This is a genomic window from Micromonospora sp. RL09-050-HVF-A, from assembly GCF_019374995.1.
GTDB lineage: Bacteria > Actinomycetota > Actinomycetes > Mycobacteriales > Micromonosporaceae > Micromonospora > Micromonospora antibiotica.
This window is the reverse complement of the sequence record NZ_JAGKQP010000002.1, coordinates 6,298,747-6,320,695: the sequence shown is the minus strand read 5'-3', so window position 1 is coordinate 6,320,695 and position 21,949 is coordinate 6,298,747. Positions and strand designations below refer to the sequence as shown.

The window sequence follows — 21,949 nt, the reverse complement described above, 5'->3', positions numbered from 1 at the left end:
CACGGTCGCCCCCGCCGCCGGTGGCGCGGACGTTCGCACCACGGCGTCGGTCGCTTCCGCTGCGGGCGGTCCGGGGCTGCGTGCCCGTACCCGGGTCGGCGGCCATCGTGAGCCGCACCGAGTCGGCCACGTGCCGGTCCACCGCGAGCACCTCGATCAGGGCTTTCGGGCGTTCCGTGGGCTCGTCGCCGTCGGCCGGCAGGACGACCTCCAGTCGGTCACCGACCTCGGGCACCCGGCCCAACTCCCGCATGACCAGCCCGGAGAGGGTGTCGTACTCGGGGGCCTCGGGCAGCGAGATGCCGGTGCTGTCGGCGACCTCGTCGATGCGCCAGCGGGCCGGCACCACCCAGGAACCGTCCTCCTGCCGGGCCGGGGCCCGGTCGGGCGGGTCGTCCTCGTCGCGGATCGGCCCGACCAGTTCCTCGGCGATGTCCTCCAGGGTGATCACGCCGGCGAAGCCGCCGTACTCGTCGACCACGCAGGCGAGCTGCCGGTGCCCGGACCGCAGCCGGTCCAGCACCGTGGGCAGCGGCAACGTCTCCGGCACCAGCAGCGGCGGTACGGCCACCGCGCTGACCGGGGTGGTGGCGCGCTCGGCCGGCGGCACCCCGAGCACGTCGGCGATGCCGACCACGCCCACCAGGTCGTCGACGCCTTCGGCACCACGTACCGGGAAACGGGAGTGACCGGTGTCGAGCAGCTCGACCACCCGGCTGACCGGCTCGTGTGCCCGGATGGTGTGCACGTCGACCCGGGGGACCATGGCCTCCCCGGCGGTCAGCTCCCGGAAGTCGAGGCCCCGGTCGAGCAGGTCGGACATCTCGGCGTCGAGGTGCCCCTCCTCCCGGGACTCGGCGATGATCTGCTCCAGGTCGGCCGGGGTGGCGCCGCTGGGCAGCTCCTCGATCGGCTCGATGCCGAGGCGGCGCAGCAACCGGACGGCGGCCCGGTCGAAGAGCGTGATCAGCGGCCCGGCGATCTTCAGGTAGATCAGGGTGGACCGGCTCAGCGCCCGCGCCAGCGTCTCGGGCCGGGCGATGGCCAGGTTCTTCGGGGCCAGCTCACCCAGGACCATCTGCACGACGGTGGCGATGACCAGCGCCAACGCCACCGACAGCGGCAGGCTGACCCCGGTGGAGACGCCGACGCCGCCGAACAGTTCGGCCAGCCCGGCACCGAGGTAGGGCTCGGCGGCGTAGCCGACCAGCAGGGCGGTCACGGTGATGCCGAGCTGTGCCCCGGAGAGCATGAACGACAGCCGCCCGGTGACCTCCAGGGCGCGGGCGGCCTTGGCGTCGCCGTCGTCGGCGAGTTGCTTGAGTTTGCCCCGGTCCACGGCGACGTAGCCGAACTCCTGGGCCACGAAGTAGCCGGTGGCGGCGGTGAGAACGATGATGAGTGCGAGGCCGACGACGATCAACACGGGTCGCTCAGGGCTCCCGTGGACGTCGGGGCGGGGGATTGCCGGGCACGACCCGGCTGGCTACTGCTGCCCTCCTGGGCAGAAGAGTCGATCATCCGGCAATTCTATCGGCGCTCGCTGGAAGCCCGCTGAGGGTGGGCACAAAGTGCCTGCTCCTCCCCGTTGTCCGCGGCGTCACTCCCGCTGTCCACCGGGCCCGGACCGGGGGTCACCGCCTTCGGCCTGGGAGTCACCGTCCCCGGACCGGGAACCGTCGTCCCCGGACCGGGAGTCACCGTCCCCGGAACGGGAACCGTCGTCCCCGGACCGGAAGTCGGCACGCTCCGGCCGGGGGCCAGCCGGCTCGGGCTGGTGTCCGGCCAGCTCGTCGACGTCGAGCAGGCTGCGGTCCACCCGACCCGACCGGTAGGCGGCCCGGCCGATCATCTGGGCGGCGACCGGGGCGGTGGCCAACTGGAAGACCCCGACCAGCATGATCATGCCCAGGTCGGCGGCGGTACGCAGCCGCAGCGCCAGCCCGACCAGCAACAGCAGCACCCCGAGCACCTGGGGTTTGGTGGCGGCGTGCATCCGGTCCAGCACGTCCGGGAAGCGCAGCACACCGATCCCGGCGGCGAGACTGAGCAGTGCCCCGGACACCAGGGCGACGGCGGCCAACCAGTCGACCACCGTACCCACGCTCACGACTCCTCCCGGGCGGCGAAGCGGACCAGGGCGACCGAGCCGACGAAACCGAGCAGGGAGAGCACCACCAGCACCGGCAACGTGGTGGCGTGCCGGTTCACCGCCGCCTCCGCGCCGACCGCGCTGAGCATCGCGGCGAGCAGCAGGTCCGCGGCGATGACCCGGTCCAGCAGCGACGGCCCCCGGTAGATCCGGGCCAACGCCAGCAGCGCGGTGGTCGACAGCAGCACGGTCAGGACGACGGCGAGGACGACGGTCACGGTGCCTCCGTGGGTTCGGTGAGGAGCTGTCGCAACTCCGCCTCGGAGCCGACGGCACGGACGATGCGTTCCTCGACGGCGAGGATCCGCTCCCGGCTGCCGCTGATGTCGGCCGGTGAGCGCACGTCGAGCACGTGCACGTAGAGGACGCCGGACTCCCGGTCCACCTCGACGATCAGGGTGCCCGGCACCAGGGAGAGCAGTTCGGCGGTGAGCGCCAGGTTCAGGTCGGTGCGTACCCGCAGCGGCACCCCGATGATCGCGCCGCGCGGGCGGAAGCCGGGACGCACGGCGATGGCGGCGACGTGGATGCTGGCGCTGACCAGTTCCACGACGAAGGTGCCGGCCAGCACCAGCAGCGCCCGGGGTCGCAACCGGCCGCCGAAGGAGACCGGCGGGAGCGGGAAGAACAGCAGCACCGACCCGCCGACCAGCAGACCGGTGAGGACGTTCGCCGGGGAGAAGTGGCCCCAGAGCAGGTTCCAGACCACGACCAGCCAACCGAGGGCGATGAGCTGGTCCCGACGTCGTCCGGTGGGTCGTGACGACGCGCCGCTCACGGTGGACCGCCGGGCAGGACGGCCCGCACGTACGGGGTGCGCAGCCGCAGGTCGACGGCGGCGTCGGCGGTGACCTGGAACAGCGGGCCGGCGGCGACGGTCAGGGCCAGCCCCAGCACCACCAGGGCGGTGGTGGCCCCGACCATCAACCCGGGGAGCCGGACGACCGGCTCGGCGGTGGCCAGTTGCGGGGCCCGCCAGAACGCGATGTTCCACACCCGGGAGGTGGCGTAGAGGGTGAGCAGGCTGGTCACCGTGCCGGCGACGACCAGCACCCAGGGCAGTGGGCCGCCCTGGGCCACCCCGGCCTGGAGCAGACCGACCTTGCCGAGGAAACCGGAGAACGGTGGGATGCCGGCCAGATTCATCGCGGGGACGAAGAAGAGCACCGCCAGCAGCGGGGTGACCCGGGCCAGGCCGCCGAGCCGGCGCAGGTCGGTGCTGCCGGCCCGCTCCTCGACCAGGCCGGCGACCAGGAACAGGGTGGTCTGGATGGTGATGTGGTGCACCACATAGAAGATCGCGCCGGAGAGCGCGGCGGTGGTGCTCAGCGCCACCCCGAAGATCATGTAGCCGATGTGGCTGACCAGCGTGAACGAGAAGAGCCGCTTCATGTCCGACTGGGCCACCGCGCCGAGCACGCCGACCACCATGGTCAGCCCGGCCCCCACCATCAGCACGTTGGCCACCTGACCGCCGGGGAAGAGCAGCGTCTCGGTCCGGATGATCGCATAGACGCCGACCTTGGTGAGCAGGCCGGCGAAGACGGCGGTGACCGGTGCCGGGGCGGTCGGGTAGCTGTCCGGCAGCCACGCGGAGAGCGGGAACATCGCCGCCTTGATGCCGAACGCGAGCAGCAGCATCAACTGCAACGCCAGCCGTACGCCGTCGGGCAGCGCGTCGAGTCGACCGGCGAGCTGCGCCAGGTTGAGGGTGCCGGTGGCCGCGTACACCAGGCCCACCGCGGCCAGGAAGATCATCGAGGAGAGGATGCTGACCACCACGTACGTCGAGCCGGTGCGGATCCGGGCCTCGGTGCCGCCCAGGGTGATCAGCACGAAGCTCGCCGCGAGCAGGATCTCGAACCCGACGAAGAGGTTGAACAGGTCACCGGCGAGGAACGCGTTGGTGATCCCGGCGGTCAGCACCAGGTACGTCGGGTGGTAGATGCTCACCGGCGCCGACTCGCTGGTCTCGGCGCGGCCCTGGCCGATGGAGTAGAGCAGCACGCAGAGCGTGACCGCCGAGGAGACCACCAGCATCAGCGCGGCGAGCTGGTCGGCGACCAGCACGATGCCGACCGGGGCGGGCCAGCCCCCCACCTCGGTCACCACCGGCCCGTCCCGGTGGGCCCGCACCAGCAGCAGCACCGCGACGACCAGGTTGGTGCCGAGCGCGACCACGCTGACGGTGCGCTGCAACCGGGGTCGGTTGACCAGGATCAGGGTGAGGGCGGCACCGAGCAGCGGCACCACCACCGGGAACGGTAGGAGCGCGGTCATCGCGTACCCCCGGGTCGGCGTGGCCCCCGCTGGGGCGGCTCGGGGTCGACCTGTTCCGGGTCGTCGCCGGGTCCCTCGCCGCCGAGGTCGGCGTTGGCCACCTCGTTGCGGGCGGCGAGCGCGACGATCTGCTGGTCCTCCACGTCGTCCTGCACCTCGTCGTTGCCGCCGAGATACCAGCTGCGGTACGCCACGGCGGCGAGGAAGGCGGTCAGCCCGAAGGTGATCACGATGGCGGTGAGCACCATCGCCTGCGGCAGCGGGTCGCTCATCTCGTCCTCCGGGCCGGTGCCGACCACCGGAGCCACCCCGGAACGGCCACCGACCAGGATGAGCAGGTTCACCCCGTTGCCGAACAGGATCACCCCGAGCAAGATCCGGGTCAGGCTGCGCTCCAGCAGCAGCGTCACCCCGGTGGCGGTGAGCAGGCCCACGGCGATCACCAGCACCAGCGTGGGTCCCGCCCCGCCGCCCCTCACCGTCGGTCCCCCTCGTGGTCGACGACGAGCCCCCGGTCGGACTTGCCGGCCGCCTCGACGTGCCGGTCGATCTCCGCTCCGAGGCTGCGCAGGATGTCCAGCATCAGCCCCACCACGATCAGATAGACGCCGATGTCGAAGAAGAGCGAGGTGACCAGGTACGGCCCACCGAGGCCGGGCAGCGGCAGGTCGACCTTGGCGCTCTCCAGCACGGTCCCGGTGGTCAGCAGGGACAGCACGCCACCACCGACGGAGATCGCCAGGCCGGCCCCGAGTACCGTGCCCGCCCCGATCGGGGCGGCCTCGGCCAGTTCGTACCGGCCGCCGGCCAGGTAGCGCACGGCCAGCGCCAGGCTCGCCACCAGGCCACCGGCGAAGCCGCCGCCGGGTGCGTTGTGACCGGAGAAGAGCAGGAACAGCGAGAAGAGCACGATGGTGTGGAACAGCAGCCGGGTCACCACCTCGAAGACGATGGACCGGCGTCGCGCGTGCAGGGTCGCCCCGCCACGTAACCAGACCGGCCGGTCGTCGTGTCGGGGCGAGGCGGGTTCGACCCGGCGGGGGCGCGGTCCGGTGCGGGACCGCTCGAAGATCAGGCTGGCCACCCCGGTGGCGGTCACCACCAGCACCGAGATCTCACCCATGGTGTCCCAGGCCCGGATGTCCACCAGGGTCACGTTGACCACGTTGCGCCCGTACCCCTCGGCGACGGAGAGCGCCGGGAACGCGGTGGAGATGGGCACCGCGGTGCGGGCCCCGGAGGCGATCAGCGCCAGCCCGGCCAGCACCACGCCCACCGCGACGCCGAGCACCCGGCGGGCCCACCGGCTGCGGCGCAGCGGCCGGGCGGAGAACCGCTCCGGCAGCCGCCGCAGCACCAGCACGAAGACGGCGATGGTGGAGGTCTCCACCAGGAACTGGGTCAGCGCCAGGTCGGGTGCCCCGTGCAGCACGAACAGCATCGCGGTGCCGTAGCCGGTCACCCCGACCAGCAGCATCGCGGTCAGCCGTCGTCGGGCGTTCACCGCGAAGACCGCCGCGACCCCGATCACCAGCCCGACCACCAGTTGCAGCGGGCTGTCCCAGAGCGCGATCCGGGTGTGCCACGGGCTCGTGCTGACCAGGGCGGTGCCGGGCACCAGCACCAGGGCCAGCAGGACGGTGCCGAGATACAGCGGCAGTGAGCCGCGCTGGGTGGCGCCGGTGACCTCGATGGCCAGCCGGTCGAATTGGTGGGTGGCCCATTCGTACCCCTGGTTGCCGGTGAACGGCAGCTTCCAGCGGGCCAGCGCCGGGGCGAGCGGGCCGCGTACCGCGTGCAGCACGGCCCCGCCGGCCAGCGCCAGCGCGGACAGGCCGAGGGCGGGGGTCAGGCCGTGCCAGAGGGCGAGCGTGACGTGCGGCGGGCCGAAGAGTTCCGCGTACGGGCCGAGCAGTCCGTCGAGCCCGGCGGCGGTCGGGCCGGCGACCAGCCCGGCGATCGCGAGCAGGGCGGGTGGGACGAGCATCGGCAGCGGGATCGGTTCCGGTGCGGTCTCGGCGGTGCCGGGGCGGGTGGCGAAGGCACCCCAGAGGAAGCGGATGCTGTAGGCGACGGTGAGCACGGTGCCCAGGACCAGCCCGGCGAGCACCACCGGGCGGGTGGCCAGCGCGGTGAAGACAGCCTCCTTGGCGACGAAGCCGAGCAGCGGCGGCACGCCCGCCATCGAGGCGGCGGCGAGCGTGGCGACCACCGCCAACCCCGGGGCCCGACGGCCGAGGCCGGAGAGTTCCCGCAGGTCGCGGGTGCCGACGTCGTGGTCGATGATGCCGACGACGAGGAACAGGGCGGCCTTGAACAGGGCGTGGGCGAGCAGCATCGCCACCCCGGCGAGCGCGGCGTCCGCACTGCCCGTGCCGATCGTCACGGTCAGCAGGCCGAGCTGGCTGACCGTGCCGTAGGCCAGCAGCAGTTTCAGGTCGCACTGGCGCAGCGCCGCCCAGCCGCCGGCGAGCATGGTGACCAGGCCGAGGGTGAGCAGCACCGGCCGCCACGGGCCGGTGTCGGCGAGCACGGGGGCAAGCAGGCCGATCAGGTAGACGCCGGCTTTGACCATCGCCGCCGCGTGCAGGTAGGCGCTGACCGGGGTGGGCGCGGCCATCGCCACCGGCAGCCAGCCGTTGAACGGCACGATCGCCGATTTGGCCAGCGCGCCGGTCAGGATCAGCAGCACGGCGGCGACCAGCGTCGCACCGCCGGGCAGGGGGGCGGCGGCGATCTCCGACCAGCGGTAGGTGCCGGCGTGCCCGCCGAGGATCAGGAAGCCGAGCAGCATGGCCAGCCCGCCCAGCGTGGTGACGGTCAGCGCCTGGGCCGCCGCCCAGCGGCTGGAGCGTCGCTCGGTGCTGTGCCCGATGAGCAGGTAGGAGAAGACGGTGGTGAGTTCCCAGAAGACGTAGAGCAGCAGCAGGTCGTCGGCGAGGACCAAGCCGAGCATCGCGCCGGCGAAGGCGACCAGCACCGCGACGAACCGGGGCAGGCCCACCGCGCCGGGCGCGAAGTACCGGCCGCAGTAGACCAGCACCAGCGCGCCGATCGCGCCGACCAGCAGGGTCATCAGCCAGGACAGCGTCGTCATCCGCAACGCCACGTCGAGGTCCAGCTGCCCGATCCACTGGTACGTCTCGACGACCGCGCCCCCGTCGCGGACCGTCGAGGTGCGGGTCAGCGCCCAGCCGAACGCGGCGGCGGGCACCAGCGCGAGCGGATAGCAGGCGCGCGGACCCCACCACCGGACCAGCAGTGGCGCGAGGAGCGCCGCCACCAGGTGCAGGAGCAGCAGTACGAGCACGCGTCCTCCCGTCGAACTGGCGGCGCATACCGGGCGAATTGTCCCGTTCCGCACCGATCACACGCCAGTTCAGCCCCCGGTGGGGGCTTTTCGGGAAATCGCCCGTCAGCCGGGCGGAGTCTCGCCGCCGGGGAGCGCGGGCGTCAGCGCCCGCCGGGGCTCGACCAGCAGGTCGGGGCGACCGAGCTGGAGGGCGACCTTGTCGACCACCCGCTGGGCGACGGCGAGCGAACGCACCGGGAGCAGCTTGCCGCGGCTCTCCCGGCGGAGCACGAAGTAGTGCACGGCGACGCGCACCTGACCCCGGTCGGCCGCGCTGGCCTGGGCGGTGGAGACGACCAGCTCCCGCAGGCTGTCGGCGAGGCGCTCGGCCAGCTCCAGCTCGGGGCCGCGCAGGCTGGTCCGCAGGGCGGTGAGATGCCCTTCGACCTTGCGGATGAGCACGTCGGTGCCGGGCGTCGGGCCACGCTCCTCGACGAACATCCGATTCCTCTCACCCGTTGCGGCAGTCCGAGTGAAGTTACTTTATGTTGTGGGTCGCAAGCAAGCAGTTAAGTAAGACTTAACGTACTAATCGGCCAATTCGCTATTCTCTCGCGGCGTCGGACAGTCCAGCATCCGCGCCGGCCAGATGTCACACCGCCGAGGCAGGATGGGGACGTGACGAGGCGGGGCAGGGAGGGCACGGCGGACCCGGACGGCACGGCGGGCAGGGCGAACCCGGCGGGCCCGGCCGGCGCGGGCGACGGCCGGGAAGTGCCGGCCGGCTTCGCCCCGGCCACCCGGGAGTGGTTCAGCGCCGCCTTCGCCGCCCCCACCGCCGCCCAGCTCGGTGCCTGGACCTCGGTGGCCGCCGGCCGCAACGCCCTGGTGGTGGCACCCACCGGCTCGGGTAAGACGCTCGCGGCGTTCCTCTGGTCGCTCGACCGGCTGGCCGACGCACCGCCGCCGGCCGACGCCCGGCGACGCTGCCGGGTGCTCTACGTCAGCCCGCTCAAGGCGCTCGCCGTCGACGTCGAGCGCAATCTGCGCGCTCCGCTCGCCGGCATCCGGCAGGCGGCCACCCGGCTCGGTGTGACCCCGCCGGACATCACCGTCGGGATGCGCACCGGCGACACTCCCGCCGACGAACGCCGGGCCTTCGCCCGCACCCCGCCGGACATCCTCATCACCACCCCCGAGTCGCTGTTCCTGCTGCTCACCTCGGCGGCCCGGGATTCGTTGCGCGGCGTCGAGACCGTCATCCTCGACGAGGTGCACGCCGTCGCCGGCACCAAACGCGGCGCCCACCTGGCGCTCTCCCTGGAGCGTCTCGACGGGTTGCTGGAAAGACCCGCCCAGCGGATCGGCCTGTCCGCCACCGTCCGGCCGATCGACGGGTGCGCCCGGTTCCTCGGCGGTGCCCACCCGGTGGACGTGGTGCAGCCGGCCACCCCCAAGACGATCGAGGTGAGCGTCCAGGTCCCGGTGGAGGACATGACCCGGCTCGACGAGACCGAGCAACCCCTCCAGGACGACCTGGGTGGGCCCGGCCCGCGCCGGGCGTCGATCTGGCCCGCCGTGGAGGAACGGGTCCTCGCGTTGATCCGGGCACACCGCTCGACCATCGTGTTCACCAACTCCCGGCGCAGCGCCGAACGGCTCTGCGCCCGACTCAACGAGCTGGCCGCCGAGGAACAGACCGTCGGAGCGCCGGCCGCCGATGACCGGGCCGCCGGGAAGCCGGCCGACGCCGCCGCCGGACCGCCGGCCGAGGTGATGGCCCAGTCGGGCACGGCGACCGGGGCCGATGCGGTGATCGCCCGGGCCCACCACGGCAGCGTCTCCCGGGAGGAACGCAAGCAGATCGAGGAGGCCCTCAAGTCCGGCCGGCTGCCCGCCGTGGTGGCCACCTCCAGCCTGGAACTGGGCATCGACATGGGCGCGGTCGACCTGGTGGTGCAGATCGAGGCCCCACCGAGCGTCGCGGCCGGCCTGCAACGGGTCGGCCGGGCCGGACACCAGGTGGGGGCGGTGTCCCGGGGGGTGGTCTTCCCCAAACACCGGGGCGACCTGCTCTCGTGCACGGTGGTCGCGGAGCGGATGGCGACCGGCGCCATCGAGGAGCTGCACTACCCGCGCAACCCGCTCGACGTGCTCGCCCAGCAGATCGTGGCCATGGTCGCCCTCGAACCCTGGTCGCTCGGCGACCTGGCGGTGCTGGTCCGCCGGGCCGCGCCCTTCGCCGAGCTGCCCGACTCGGCGCTGCACGCGGTGCTCGACATGCTCTCCGGCCGCTACCCGTCGACCGCCTTCGCGGAGCTGCGGCCCCGACTGGTCTGGGACCGGGCCACCGACGTGCTCACCGGGCGGCCGGGGGCCCAGCGCCTCGCCGTCACCAGCGGCGGCACCATCCCCGACCGGGGCCTGTTCGGGGTGTTCCTGGCCGGTGCGCAGCGCGCCGCCCGGGTCGGTGAGCTGGACGAGGAGATGGTCTACGAGTCCCGGGTCGGCGACGTCTTCCTGCTCGGCTCCTCGTCCTGGCGGATCGAGGAGATCACCCCCGACCGGGTGCTCGTCTCCCCCGCACCCGGCCAGGCGGCCCGGATGCCGTTCTGGAAGGGCGACCAGCTGGGCCGGCCGGTCGAGCTGGGCCGGGCCATCGGCAGCCGGATCCGGGCGTTGCTGCGCCAGGACGACGCCACCGCCCTGACCGCCCTGCGGGCCGGTGGCCTCGACGACTGGGCGGCCGGCAACCTGATGGCCTACCTGCGTGAGCAGCAGGCCGCCACCCGCTCGCTGCCCGACGACCGCACGGTGCTGGTCGAACGGTTCCGCGACGAGCTGGGTGACTGGCGGCTCGCCGTGCACAGCGTGCTCGGGGCCCGGGTCAACGGGCCGTGGGCGCTGGCGATCGGCCGCCGGCTGGCCGAACGCTACGGCGTGGACGCCCAGGCGATGCCCTCCGACGACGGGATCGTGGTGCGGCTGCCGGACACCGCCGACGAGCCGCCCGGCGCCGACGTGGTGGTGTTCGAGCCCGACGAGATCGCCCAACTGGTCGAGGAGTCGGTGGGCACCTCCGCGCTGTTCGCCGCCCGGTTCCGCGAGTGCGCCGCCCGGTCGCTGCTGCTGCCCCGGCGTGACCCGCGCCGCCGGCAGCCGCTGTGGCAGCAACGCCAGCGCGCCGCCCAACTGCTCGACGTGGCCCGCGAGTACGCCGACTTCCCGGTCACCCTGGAGGCCGCCCGGGAGTGCCTCCAGGACGTCTTCGACCAGCCCGCCCTGGCCGGTCTGATGCGCGACCTGGCCAGCCGCAAGGTCCGCCTGGTCGAGGTGGAGAGCGAACGCCCCTCGCCGTTCGCCCGGTCGCTGCTCTTCGGCTATGTCGGCGCGTTCCTCTATGAGGGGGACGCGCCGCTGGCCGAGCGGCGGGCCGCCGCGTTGGCGCTGGACTCGGCCCTGCTCGGGGAGCTGCTCGGCCGGGTGGACCTGCGCGAGCTGCTCGACCCGGCGGTGCTCGCCGAGACCGAACGGCAGCTGCGCTGGCGCACCGACCAGCGTCGACCCCGCGACGCCGAGGACGTCGCCGAACTGCTGCGGGTCCTCGGCGACCTGACCGAGGCGGAGCTGGCCGAGCGGGGCGTGCCGGTGGAGTGGCCGGTGGAGTTGGCGGCGGCCCGCCGGGCGCTGCGGGTCCGGATCGCCGGCGAGGACCGCTGGGTGGGCATCGAGGACGCGGCCCGGCTGCGCGACGCGCTCGGGGTGGCACTGCCGGTGGGGGTGGCCGAGGCGTACCTGACGCCGGTGGCCGACCCGCTCGGCGACCTGGTCGCCCGGTACGCCCGCACCCACGGGCCGTTCGCCGCCGCGACCTGCGCCGCCCGCTTCGGGCTCGGGGTGTTCGTGGTGGAGCAGACGTTGCGTCGGCTCGCCGCGACCGGGCGGGTGGTCTCCGGCGAGTTCGCCCCGGACAGCGTGGGCACCCAGTGGTGCGACGCCGAGGTGCTGCGGCTGCTGCGCCGCCGGTCGCTCGCCGCGCTGCGCCGGGAGATCGAACCGGTGCCGCCCCGGGTACTGGCCGGCTTCCTGCCCCGCTGGCAGCAGATCGGCTCGTCGGCGCGCGGGGTGGAGGCGGTGGCCGCCACGATCGAGCAGTTGCAGGGCACGGCGGTGCCGGCGTCGGCGTGGGAGCGGCTGGTGCTGCCCGCCCGGGTCGCCGACTACTCCCCCGCCCAGCTCGACGAGCTGTGCGCCGGGGGTGAGGTGGTCTGGGCCGGCTCGGGGGCGATCTCCGGTGGCGACGGCTGGATCACCCTGGCGTACGCGGACGTCGCACCGCTGCTGCTCCCCCCGCCGGACGACACGTTCGCCGGCACCCCGTTGCACGCTGCCGTGCTGGACGCGCTCGCCGACGGGCAGGCGCTGTTCTTCCGCCCGCTGTCCGACCGGGTGGGCTCCGACGACGACACCGCCCTGACCGCGGTGATCTGGGATCTGGTCTGGGCGGGGCAGCTCACCAACGACACCCTCGCCCCGCTGCGGGCGGCGCTCGGCGCGGGCGGCGCGCACCGGTCCCGCCCGGCCGCCCCGCGTGCCCGCTACCGTCGCCCGGGTCGGGTGGCGCTGCCCAGCCGGGGTGGCCCGCCCACGGTGGCCGGGCGCTGGTCGCGGCTGCCGGAGCGGGACACCGATCCGACCCGACGGGCCGCCGCCCTGGCCGATCTGCTGCTCGACCGGCACGGGGTGGTGACCCGGGGCGCGGTGGTGGCCGAGCAGGTCGTCGGCGGGTTCGCCGCCGTCTATCCGGTGCTCGCCGCGTTGGAGGAGCGCGGCGCTGCCCGGCGGGGCTACTTCGTCGAGGGGCTGGGCGCGGCGCAGTTCGCGGTGCCCGGTGCGGTGGACCGGCTGCGGGCGCTCGCCGAGCCGACCGACCGGGGACGGGGGCGCGGCGACGGGCCGACCGTGGTGCTCGCCGCCACCGACCCGGCCAACCCGTACGGCGCGGCACTGCCCTGGCCGGAACGGGCCGTCGACTCGGGCGACGACGCCGCACCGGGCACCGGGCACCGGGCCGGCCGCAAGGCCGGGTCGGTGGTGGTGCTGGTCGGCGGTGACCTGGCCCTCTACGTCGAACGGGGTGGGCGGACCATCCTCTCGTTCACCGCCGAGCCCGACGCGTTGGCCGCCGCCGGCAAGGCGCTCGCCGACGCGGTGCACTCCGGGGCGTTGGGGGCGATGTCGGTGGAGCGGGCCGACGGTGGGGCGGTGCACTCGTCCCCGCTGCGCGACGCGCTCGCCGCAGCCGGTTTCCGGGCCACCCCCCGTGGCCTGCGCCTGCGTGGCTGACCGGGCAGGTCACCCCGCGCCCGCGCCGCCCCCGCCGCAGTCGTCCGGGCCGGGCGACACCGGTCGGGGTGACCCCACCGGCGTCGACCGGCCCGGGCTGCGGCAGTCAGCCGAGTTTGGCCAGTACGTCGTTGTAGCGCTTCTGCTCGGCGGCGCTGGTCCGGGTGCCCAGGTAGTTGAGCACCACCGCACCCGACCGGTACGCCTTGGTCCCCCACACGTCGGTCTGGTTGGTGGCGCTCGCCTCGTCGGGGAAGACGTAGACGGAGACGGCGTCGGTGACGAGCAGCTGGGCGCAGCCGACCCCCGCACCGTTGGGTCCGCAGTCCTTGGACCGGTCGCGCGGGTCGGGCGCCTTCAGGCCGGCGGCCGTGAACGCGTCGACCACCTTGCGGGCGGCAGGGGCGCTGGTCTTCTTCGTCGGCAGCACGAACGGCGGGGTGGAGGGGCTCTCCCGGGGGGTGGTGCCCGGCTTCGCGGTCTTCGGCGGTCCGTCCGCCGGGGCGGCCTCGGTGGTGGCCGGGGCTTTCGACCGGCCGTCGGCCCACGCCCCGCCGTCCCGCTCGTCGGCGGGGTCGTCGCCGCAGCCGGCCAGGGCCAGGGCGACGAGGACGGTGGCGGTCGTGGACAGGATACGAAGGCGTTTCGTCACCCCGGCAGTCTGCCGAACCCGCTGCGGGGACGGCACCGGCCGGTCGGCCGATCGGGGTGTCCGGTCAGTGATAGTCGGCCCGCCGCACTAGCCTGCCGGGCATGGCCCCGTCCCCCTGGATCTCACTGACCACCGACTACGGGCTCACCGACGGGTTCGTGGCCGTCTGCCACGGGGTGATCGGCCGGATCGCCCCGACCGCCCGGGTGATCGACGTGACCCACCTGGTGCCGCCGGGGGACGTCCGGCGGGGTGCCGCGGTGCTCGCCCAGGCCGTGCCGCACCTGCCGTACGGGGTGCACGTGGCGGTGGTGGACCCGGGGGTCGGGACGTCCCGGCGGGCGGTGGCCCTGGTCACACCGGGCGGGTTGCTGGTCGGGCCGGACAACGGGGTGCTGCCGGCGGCGGCGCAGGCGTTGGGTGGGATCACCTCGGCGGTGCAGTTGACCGCGCCGGGGTGGCTGGCGGCGGAGGTGTCGGACACCTTCCACGGCCGGGACGTCTTCGCCCCGGTGGCGGCCCGGTTGGCTCTCGGTGACCCGCCGGCCGACGCCGGGCCGCAGGTCGACCCGGCGTCCCTGGTGATCCTGCCCCCGCCGGTGCTGCGCCGGGAGGCCGACGGGTTCACCGCCGAGGTGCTCAGCGTGGACCACTTCGGCAACGTGCAGCTCGCCGCCGGGGCGGACCTGCTGGCGTCGTTGCCCGCGGCGGTGCAGGTCGACGGTCGACCGGCGGTCCGGGGGCGGACGTTCGGGGACGTGGCACCCGGTTCGCTGGTCGTGCTCGTCGACTCCGCCGGCCTGGTGGCGGTGGCCCGCAACGGGGGTCGGGCGGTGGACCTGCTCGGGGTGGCCCCGGGCGCCACGGTCACGGTGCGGGGGCGTATCAGGGGGTGAGCTGCGCTCCCTGGCCGACGTCCGGTGTGGAATGCTGCTGCGGTGGGTGAAGTGTGGGTTCCGGTGGGCTGTCCCTGTTGTGCGTCCCGGACGGGTGGGGGCACCTGTCCAGTCTGCTTCTGGACCGATGACGGCCAGGGTGACGCCGATGCCGACGTGGTGCGGGGCGGGGCGAACGGTGAGCTGAGTCTCACCCACGCCCGGCTGAACTTCGCGGTGTACGGCGCGAGTCACCCCCGTTACCAGGACATGGTCCGCCCGCCCCGCCCGGACGAGCGGCCCTGACCCGATCCGCCCCCTGACCCGCCGGGTCGGGGAGGGTCCCGTCAGCGGTGCACCGGTCAGCAGGGTGACACGGTGCCGCCGTACACGGTGGACACGTAGGCGTGGCTGACGTACTGACCGCCGGCCAGCCGGTTCCACCGGTTGGTGGTCCGGTACGTCCCGGCGACCGTCTGCCCCTTGACGTAGCACTGGATCGGCACGTTGGCGTGCGTGGCAGCCAGCCCCCGGGTCGGGTACGAGGTGCCGGGGCCGGTACGGACGTTCAGCGGCCCGGAGCCGATCACGCCGCGCGGGCCGGAGCCGGTCCACAGGTAGGTGACGTCCACCCAGGCGTTGTCGGTGAGCAGCAGGCCGTCCCAGAAGGTGCCGTCGGCGAGGTCGATGCCGGCCGGGTTGAGCACGGTACGGCCGAACTGGTCCTTGCCGCCGTGGTAGCCGTACTGGTAGGCGGCCTGTGCCTCGGGGCGGCCCTGCGGCAGGTCCTTCCAGTTCTCCCGGACGGCGGCGGGGTTCCAGTAGTCGTCCCGGGTGTTCCACGGGCCGACGTCCCACACCGGCGCGTACTCGCAGCGGCTGCCGCTGGTGGTGCAGACCCGCACGGTGTAGTCGCCGGTGTCGAGCGGGGAGAGCCCGCGCCGGGACGGCAGGGCAACGAAGTGGTCCCGGGGTTGGATGGTGCGACCGTTGGCGGTCACCCCGCCGACCTCGCCCTCCCGGGTGGCGAAGACCCGGTAGCTGCGTACGGCGGTGGGGGCGGGTTTCTGGACGGCGGCGGTGTCGGCGGTGAGCTGGACCGCGCGTACCGAGGCGGCGGCCTTCGCGTCGCGGGTGGTGAGCAGCACCCGGGCCTGGACCCGACTGACCGGCCGGTCGAAGGTGGCGGGGGCGGTGCCGGCCTCCCGCCACTCGGTCCAGCCGGTGGGCTGCCAGCCGCGCACCTGGACACCGACGGCGGTGCCGGTGGGGGCCTCGGCGGTGAGCGCGGCGTGGACCCGGTTGGCCGGGCCGGCGAGGGTATACGCGGGGGCGAGCAGCACCCCCTCGGCGACCGGCGCACCGAGGGCGGCGGGCCGGTTGTGTCGGGTCGGGCGGGGGTCGGCCAGGCGCAGCCGGCCGGCACCGAACCGGACGTTCACGTCGTCGCCGCCGACGACGGCGAGGTCGACGGACCATCGCTCACCGGTGGTCGTCGTGCCGCTCTGCCGCCCGGACCGCGACGGATCGGGCGCGGACCGGTCCAGGCCTGACCGGTCGGGCGCGGAGCGGCCGGGGACGTGTGGTGCGGCGTACGCGGTGGCCGGGGCGAGCGCGCCGACCAGGGTCACGGTCAGCAGACCGACCAACAGGGACGATGAGGCACCACGAGGGCCGAAAGCCATAATATTCTCCTCAGAACTCTCCAATAGTGCATTTTTTCGTAGATCGACAGGAAGCACGCTACAAATAGCGATACATGCGAATTCTGCTCGGACGAGGGAGAATGCTGGGGTGCCCGAAGGAGACACCGTCTGGAACACCGCCCGCGTCCTGCACCGGGCGCTCGCCGACACCCGGCTCACCAGCAGCGACTTCCGGGTGCCGACCCTCGCCACCACCAACCTGTCCGGCTGGACGGTGCGCGAGTCGGCCAGCCGGGGCAAACACCTGCTGCTCCGGCTGACCGCACCCCCACAGGCGGCCCCGACCACCGCCTGGACGCTCCACTCCCACCTGCGGATGGACGGCGCCTGGCGGGCGTACGCCCCGGGGGAACGGTGGACGGGCCGGCCTGCGCACCTGATCCGGGTGGTGCTGCACAGCCCGAAGGCGGTAGCGGTCGGTTACCACCTGCACGAGCTGGCCCTGCTGCCCACCGCCGACGAGGAGCGCCTGCTCGGGCACCTCGGCCCCGACCTGCTCGGCGACGACTGGGACCCGGCCGAGGCGGCCCGTCGGCTCGCCGCCGCGCCGGAGGTGACCATCGGGGAGGCGCTGCTGGACCAACGCAACCTGGCCGGGGTGGGCAACCTCTACAAGTGTGAGCTGCTGTTCCTGCGCGGGATCTCCCCCTGGACGCCGGTCGGCGCGGTGCCCGACCTGGCCGGCACGGTGACCCTGGCCCAGCGGTTGCTCGCCGCCAACCGGGGCCGGTGGACCCAGAGCACCACCGGCTCGCTGCGCCGGGGGCAGACCAGCTACGTCTATGGCCGGCGGGCCCAGCCGTGCCGCCGCTGCGGCACCGCCATCGCCAAGGAGGAGCTGGGCGAAAGGGTCACCTACTGGTGCCCGACCTGCCAGCCGCCACCCGCCCCGACCCCGGCGGCCGGCTGAGCGGGCGCGACCGACGCCGGGTCACCTCCCGCCTGGCGGGACGACCCGCAGACACGGACGAATGGGTAATTCCTATCCGGCCGCCGACGTCGCATGCTGCGGTGGAGCGCTCACCGTTCGTAACCACCGGACGCGACCGCCCACCACGCCGGGGTGTGGGGCGGCGGGTCCCCGTGCCCGGGGAGAGCCATGGCCCTGTTCCGCAGACTGCGACCACCCTGGACGACCCGGGTCGTCCACACCGAACGGCCCACCGTGCCGGCGGCCCGCACCGGCGCAGCCGGTCCCACCCCGGCGAGCCTCGACCCGGCCGCCGTGCCGCACTGCTTCGGGCCGGTGCCGAACTTCGCCGGCAGCCCGCTGCCGGTACCCGACCCGCAGGGCCGGGCGGTCACCGGCACCGGGCTGCGCAAGTTCGTCGACGCACTTCCGGTGCCCGGCCCCGCCGGACACACCGAGTTGGGTGCTCACCTGCCCGTCGCCACCCCGGACACGGTCAGCTGGCCGGGCTGCGACTACTACGAGATCGGGCTGTCCGAGTACACCCAACGGTTGCACCGGGACCTGCCCACCACCCGGCTGCGCGGCTACCGGCAGCTCAACCTGGGCACCGACCCGGACGGGCACAACACCGTCGCCCCGCCGGAACGGCCCTACCACCTCGGGCCGTTGATCATGGCGCGGCGGGACCGCCCGGTACGGATCAAGTTCATCAACCAACTCCCCACCGGCCCGGCCGGGGACCTGTTCCTGCCGGTGGACACCAGCCTCCCGGGGGCCGGGGCGGGGCCGCTGGAGGGGCCGGCGCCCTACCCGCAGAACCGGGCCGTGTTGCAGTTGTCCGGCGCGCACACCGGCTGGATCAGCGCCGGCAACCCGTGGCAGTGGGTGACCCCGGCCGGGGAGATCACCCCGTACCCGACCGGGCCGGGCCTGACCCACGTGCCGGACATGCCGCCCCCCGGGGCGGGGGCCACCACGCTCTACTACCCGAACGCGCAGAGCGGCCGGCTGATGTGCCTGCAGGACAACACCCTCGGGTTGTCCCGGTTGACCGTCCTGTCCGGCCAGTTCGCCCTCTATCTGCTCACCGACCCGGTCGAGGACGAGCTGGTCGCCGACGGGGTGCTCCCCGCCGACCAGCTCCCCCTGGTGATCCAGGACCGCACCTTCGTCCCCGACGACGCCCAGCTCGCCGCCGAGGACCCCACCTGGGACCGGGACCGCTGGGGTACCCGGGGCAACCTGTGGCACCCGCACGTCTACCAGCCCCGGCAGGACCCGTACCGGGACTGCGGGCGCAACCCCACCGGGCGCTGGGACTACGGCCCGTGGCTGCCCGGCGCCGACGACCGGGACGCGCCCCGGGTCGGCCCGGTGGACAACCCGCACCACGATCCGGTGGCCGCCCCGCAGGAACCCCCGCAGGCCCCCGGGGTGCCGCACCCCAGCGCCGTGCCCGCGGCCTACGGGGACACCATGCTGGTCAACGGCGTCGCCTACCCCTACCTGCGGGTACGGCCGACGGCGTACCGGTTCCGGATCGTCAACGGCTGCGCCGACCGGGCCCTCAACCTCCAGCTCTACCGGGCCCGCTCCGACGGGCCGATGTGGCGGGCCGACGGGAGCCTGGCCGACGCCGACGCCGGTGAGGTGCCGATGGTGGACGCCGTGCGTACCCCCGGCCGGCCGGCGGACTGGCCCACCGACGGCCGCGACGGCGGGGTGCCCGACCCGGCCGCCGCCGGCCCACCGATGATCCAGATCGGCAACGAGTGCGGGCTGCTCCCCGCCCCGGTGGTGGTGCCCAACCGCCCGGTCGGCTACCGCTACGACCGCCGCGACCCGACGGTGCTCAACGTGGACTCGGCCGCGCTGCTGCTCGCCCCCGGTGAACGGGCCGACGTGCTGGTCGACTTCTCCACCCTGCCGCCCGGGGCGACGGTGCTGCTCTACAACGACTGCCCGGCCCCACTACCCGACGCCGACCCCCGCTACGACCGGCACACCGCCGCCGGGGACCACCGCGCCGAGGGCGGCGGCCCCACCACCCTGCCCGGGTACGGCCCGAACACCCGTACCGTGCTCCAGTTCCGGGTGACCGGCACCCCGACCCGCCGGTACGACCTGGACCGGCTCGCCGCCCGGCTGCCCGCCGCGTACGCGGCCAGCCAGCGCCCCCCGATCGTGCCGCAACGGGAGTACGACCGGGCGTTCGGCACCACCACGACCCCAGGGGTCGTCGCCCCCGCACACGCCACCTCGGCCACCTTCACCCCACCCGGCGCCGCCGCAGCGGTCACCCTGCCGATCCAGATGAAGACCGTCGGGACGGTCTTCGAGTCGGAGTACGGCCGACGCGCCGGCCGGCTCGGGGTGCCCCACCCGAAAGCCAGCCCGCTCGGCCCGGTGACCCTCCCGCTCGGCCCGACCGAACCGGCCACCGAGATCCTCGTCGCGGCCGACCCGACGGCCGGCGCGGACGAACCCGCCGACGGCATCCAGCTGTGGCGGATCAGCGGCACCGGCCGGCAGACCCATCCGGTCCGCTTCGACGGCTGCGACGTGCAGGTGGTCCACCGCATCGGCGGCGACGGCACGGTCCGCGCCCCGGACGGCGGTGAGCTGGGCTGGAAACAGATCGTCCGGATCAACCCGGCCGAGGACCTGGTGGTGGCCCTCCGGCCCGAGGTGCCGCCGCTGCCGTTCAAGGTCGCCGACAGCCGGCGGCTGCTCGACCCGACCCGACCGACCGGGGTACGCCTCGACGCCGTCGGTGTCAGCCCGTTCGACGGTCGTCCGGCGACGGTGGTCAACCATCCGGTGGACCTGGGGTGGGAGTTCCGCTGGGCCAGCGCCGCAGCGGGGTTGCGGGACCTGGGCATGAGCCGACCCCTGGTGCTGCGGGTCTCGCCCCGTGCGCCGACCGGGTTGACCGCGACGCCGTTGCCCGGTTCGGCGACCGCGCTCCCGGCGATCGCGCTGGCCTGGACGGGCAACGGCAGCCGGCCGGCCGCCACCAGCCACCTGCTGCAACGGGCCACCGACGCCACCTTCGGCACCGGGCTGACCACCATCACCGTGGCGGGTACGGCGACCCGCTACACCGACGCCACCATCACCCCGGGGGTCACGTACCACTACCGGATCCGGGCCGAGAACGCCGCCGGCTGCTCGGCCTGGTCGAACAGCAGCCCCGCGTCGGTACGCCTGCCCGCCCCGAGCGGACTGGCCGCGACGGTGCCGCCGGCCGCGCCCCTGCGGGTGGCGCTGCGGTGGGTGAACCGTTCCTTCGCCACCGGCCTCGACGTGCAGCGGGCCACCAACCCGACCTTCACCAGCGGTCCGGGCACCACCGCCGTGCCGGTGACCGACCGCCACCTCGATCCGGCGGTCGCCCCGGACACCACCTATTACTACCGGGTCCGGACCACCTACCTCGGTGCGGCGTCACCGTGGTCGACGGTGGCGACGGTGACCACCCCGGCGGTGCCGGAGACCCCGACCAGGGTCGCCGCGACGGTCGGCGTCCCCGCGCCGGACACGGCGACGGTGTCGTTGACCTGGTCGGCGAGCCTGCCGACGGGGCCGGGGGCGGGGTTCGTGGTGCAGCGCGCGGTGGATCCGCAGTTCGCCCGGGAGGTGGCCAGCTTCACCGTCACCGGCCGGAGCTTCACCAACACCGGTCTGGCCCGGGGCGTCACCTACCACTACCGGGTCCGCTCGTTCACCGTGGTGGGCAACTCCCCCTGGACCGGCCCGGTGTCCGTCCACACCCCCCGCTGAGAACGACCGCCGACTCCGGCGGGCGACCCGACGGACCGGCCGGGTGGGCAGGGCGACCCGGCCGGTCGGACGCTGCGGTCGGCTGCCCGCCCGGGCGGGCAGCCGGGCCCAGCCGGTGGTCGGCCAGCGGACGCCCCGGCCCAGCCGGTGGTCGGTTCAGCGGGTGGGGGTGCGCAGGGGTTCGCCGACGGTGCGTAGTTCGGCCAGGGCGGCGGCGACGCCGTGCAACAGATCGGTCGCCTCCATCAGCCGGGCGGCGGCCGGGTCGGCGACGACCTCCGGTTGGGCGTCCTCGGCGACGTAGCCGGCGGCGGCGGCGACCAGCCCCTCGTAGGCGGTCACCCCGTCGACCAACTGGTCCCGCAGGGCCCGGTGGGCCTCGGCGAGCCGGGGCCGGGCCTCGGGCGGGGCCAGCCGCAGGGCGCGTTCCACGCCGGCCGTCCGGTCGGCCAGGTCCCGCAGCGACCGGTCGGCGGCTGCCGCCTCCAGCACCGCCGGCTCCGCCAGGCCGGTGAGCCGGGGCGCGATCCCGGCCAGGGCGAGCGCGGCCCGGTCCAGCCGCGCCCAGGACTCGGCGGCGGAGGTGCCGCGCAACGCGAACCGGGAGCGGAACCGGCGGGCCTCGGCCAGCACACCGGGGCCGACCGGGAGGCGTTCGACGGCGGCGACCAGTCGGGCCCGGGACCGGGCGGCGGCCTCGGCCGGGTCGAGGGCGGGTGGGACCGGGCGGGCGGCGAACGCCCGCAGGTCGATCCAGCGCCAGGCGGCCAGCGCGACGGCGCTACCCGCGGCACCAGCCCAGGCCGCATCGGGCAACCCCAGTCCGGCGTACGGGGTCAGCACCGCCGCCGTGCCGGTGAGCCCACCGGCCAGGACGCTCCACCGGCGGGCGGAGCGCCGCAGCCGGCCCAGTCGACGGAAGTGTCGCGTTCGCTCGTCGGCCACCCGTA

Annotated in this window: 15 protein-coding genes and 1 pseudogene; 5 read left to right on the top strand and 11 right to left on the bottom strand. The window is 74.4% G+C overall.

The genetic code is table 11. The features are described from left to right. Window positions 1-88: 88 nt before the first annotated feature. The 8 genes and pseudogenes from J7462_RS28030 to J7462_RS27995 form a co-directional block, all read right to left on the bottom strand. Window positions 89-1,426, bottom strand: a pseudogene (locus tag J7462_RS28030) (hemolysin family protein); the annotation flags it as partial. A gap of 174 nt (window positions 1,427-1,600) precedes the next feature. Then, window positions 1,601-2,110, bottom strand: a complete 510-nt coding sequence (mnhG, locus tag J7462_RS28025; RefSeq protein WP_308291057.1) for a monovalent cation/H(+) antiporter subunit G — start codon at window positions 2,108-2,110, stop codon at window positions 1,601-1,603. Then, a complete protein-coding gene (locus J7462_RS28020; RefSeq protein ID WP_208569351.1) occupies window positions 2,107-2,370 on the bottom strand; it encodes a monovalent cation/H+ antiporter complex subunit F in 264 nt (87 codons plus the stop codon). The genes mnhG and J7462_RS28020 overlap by 4 nt, the downstream gene beginning before the upstream one ends. Then, window positions 2,367-2,930, bottom strand: coding sequence for a Na+/H+ antiporter subunit E (locus tag J7462_RS28015; protein WP_219468561.1), 564 nt, complete (start codon window positions 2,928-2,930; stop codon window positions 2,367-2,369). The genes J7462_RS28020 and J7462_RS28015 overlap by 4 nt, the downstream gene beginning before the upstream one ends. Further along, complete coding sequence (locus J7462_RS28010; protein ID WP_219468559.1) at window positions 2,927-4,432, bottom strand: Na+/H+ antiporter subunit D; 1,506 nt, start codon at window positions 4,430-4,432, stop codon at window positions 2,927-2,929. Before J7462_RS28010 ends, J7462_RS28015 begins: the two co-directional genes overlap by 4 nt. Then, window positions 4,429-4,881: a Na(+)/H(+) antiporter subunit C gene (locus tag J7462_RS28005; protein WP_374197594.1), complete on the bottom strand. Its 453-nt coding sequence runs from the start codon at window positions 4,879-4,881 to the stop codon at window positions 4,429-4,431. Before J7462_RS28005 ends, J7462_RS28010 begins: the two co-directional genes overlap by 4 nt. Before the next feature lie 26 nt (window positions 4,882-4,907). After that, the gene (locus J7462_RS28000) at window positions 4,908-7,742 is read right to left on the bottom strand and encodes a Na+/H+ antiporter subunit A (RefSeq protein ID WP_219468553.1); all 2,835 of its coding nucleotides are present in this window, start codon (window positions 7,740-7,742) and stop codon (window positions 4,908-4,910) included. Window positions 7,743-7,847: 105 nt separating this feature from the next. After that, window positions 7,848-8,225, bottom strand: coding sequence for a hypothetical protein (locus tag J7462_RS27995; protein WP_208569346.1), 378 nt, complete (start codon window positions 8,223-8,225; stop codon window positions 7,848-7,850). Between the two features lie 177 nt (window positions 8,226-8,402). Between J7462_RS27995 and J7462_RS27990 the strand changes: the two genes are divergently transcribed. Next, the gene (locus tag J7462_RS27990) at window positions 8,403-13,070 is read left to right on the top strand and encodes an ATP-dependent helicase (protein WP_374197552.1); all 4,668 of its coding nucleotides are present in this window, start codon (window positions 8,403-8,405) and stop codon (window positions 13,068-13,070) included. A gap of 106 nt (window positions 13,071-13,176) precedes the next feature. Here J7462_RS27990 and J7462_RS27985 read toward each other — a convergent pair whose 3' ends face one another. Continuing rightward, window positions 13,177-13,722 (bottom strand): hypothetical protein, encoded by a 546-nt coding sequence (locus J7462_RS27985; protein WP_208569345.1) that lies wholly within the window; start codon window positions 13,720-13,722, stop codon window positions 13,177-13,179. A 101-nt stretch (window positions 13,723-13,823) separates the two neighbouring features. On the opposite strand from J7462_RS27985, the gene J7462_RS27980 reads away from it, so the two are divergent. Together J7462_RS27980 and J7462_RS27975 are read left to right on the top strand one after the other, a co-directional pair. Further along, window positions 13,824-14,618 (top strand): S-adenosyl-l-methionine hydroxide adenosyltransferase family protein, encoded by a 795-nt coding sequence (locus tag J7462_RS27980; protein ID WP_219468550.1) that lies wholly within the window; start codon window positions 13,824-13,826, stop codon window positions 14,616-14,618. A 24-nt stretch (window positions 14,619-14,642) separates the two neighbouring features. After that, window positions 14,643-14,903: a CPCC family cysteine-rich protein gene (locus J7462_RS27975; RefSeq protein ID WP_307799628.1), complete on the top strand. Its 261-nt coding sequence runs from the start codon at window positions 14,643-14,645 to the stop codon at window positions 14,901-14,903. A gap of 56 nt (window positions 14,904-14,959) precedes the next feature. Here the strand turns inward: J7462_RS27975 and J7462_RS27970 are convergent, their stop codons facing one another. Then, window positions 14,960-16,282, bottom strand: coding sequence for a hypothetical protein (locus J7462_RS27970; RefSeq protein WP_219468548.1), 1,323 nt, complete (start codon window positions 16,280-16,282; stop codon window positions 14,960-14,962). A 109-nt stretch (window positions 16,283-16,391) separates the two neighbouring features. On the opposite strand from J7462_RS27970, the gene J7462_RS27965 reads away from it, so the two are divergent. Beyond that, the gene (locus tag J7462_RS27965) at window positions 16,392-17,213 is read left to right on the top strand and encodes a zinc finger domain-containing protein (protein WP_219468545.1); all 822 of its coding nucleotides are present in this window, start codon (window positions 16,392-16,394) and stop codon (window positions 17,211-17,213) included. A gap of 189 nt (window positions 17,214-17,402) precedes the next feature. Then, entirely contained in the window at window positions 17,403-20,999 is a 3,597-nt protein-coding gene (locus J7462_RS27960; RefSeq protein WP_219468541.1) for a hypothetical protein, read from the top strand. 156 nt (window positions 21,000-21,155) lie between these two features. Here J7462_RS27960 and J7462_RS27955 read toward each other — a convergent pair whose 3' ends face one another. After that, window positions 21,156-21,944, bottom strand: coding sequence for a hypothetical protein (locus J7462_RS27955; RefSeq protein ID WP_219468538.1), 789 nt, complete (start codon window positions 21,942-21,944; stop codon window positions 21,156-21,158). Window positions 21,945-21,949: the final 5 nt, after the last annotated feature.

Excerpts from the sequence above, each read along its gene's own strand:
- J7462_RS27970 (WP_219468548.1), bottom strand. The coding sequence starts at position 16,282 with ATGGCTTTCGGCCCTCGTGGTGCCTCATCGTCCCTGTTGGTCGGTCTG.
- J7462_RS27995 (WP_208569346.1), bottom strand. The coding sequence starts at position 8,225 with ATGTTCGTCGAGGAGCGTGGCCCGACGCCCGGCACCGACGTGCTCATC.
- J7462_RS27980 (WP_219468550.1), top strand. The coding sequence starts at position 13,824 with ATGGCCCCGTCCCCCTGGATCTCACTGACCACCGACTACGGGCTCACC.
- J7462_RS27960 (WP_219468541.1), top strand. The coding sequence starts at position 17,403 with ATGGCCCTGTTCCGCAGACTGCGACCACCCTGGACGACCCGGGTCGTC.
- J7462_RS28010 (WP_219468559.1), bottom strand. The coding sequence starts at position 4,432 with ATGACCGCGCTCCTACCGTTCCCGGTGGTGGTGCCGCTGCTCGGTGCC.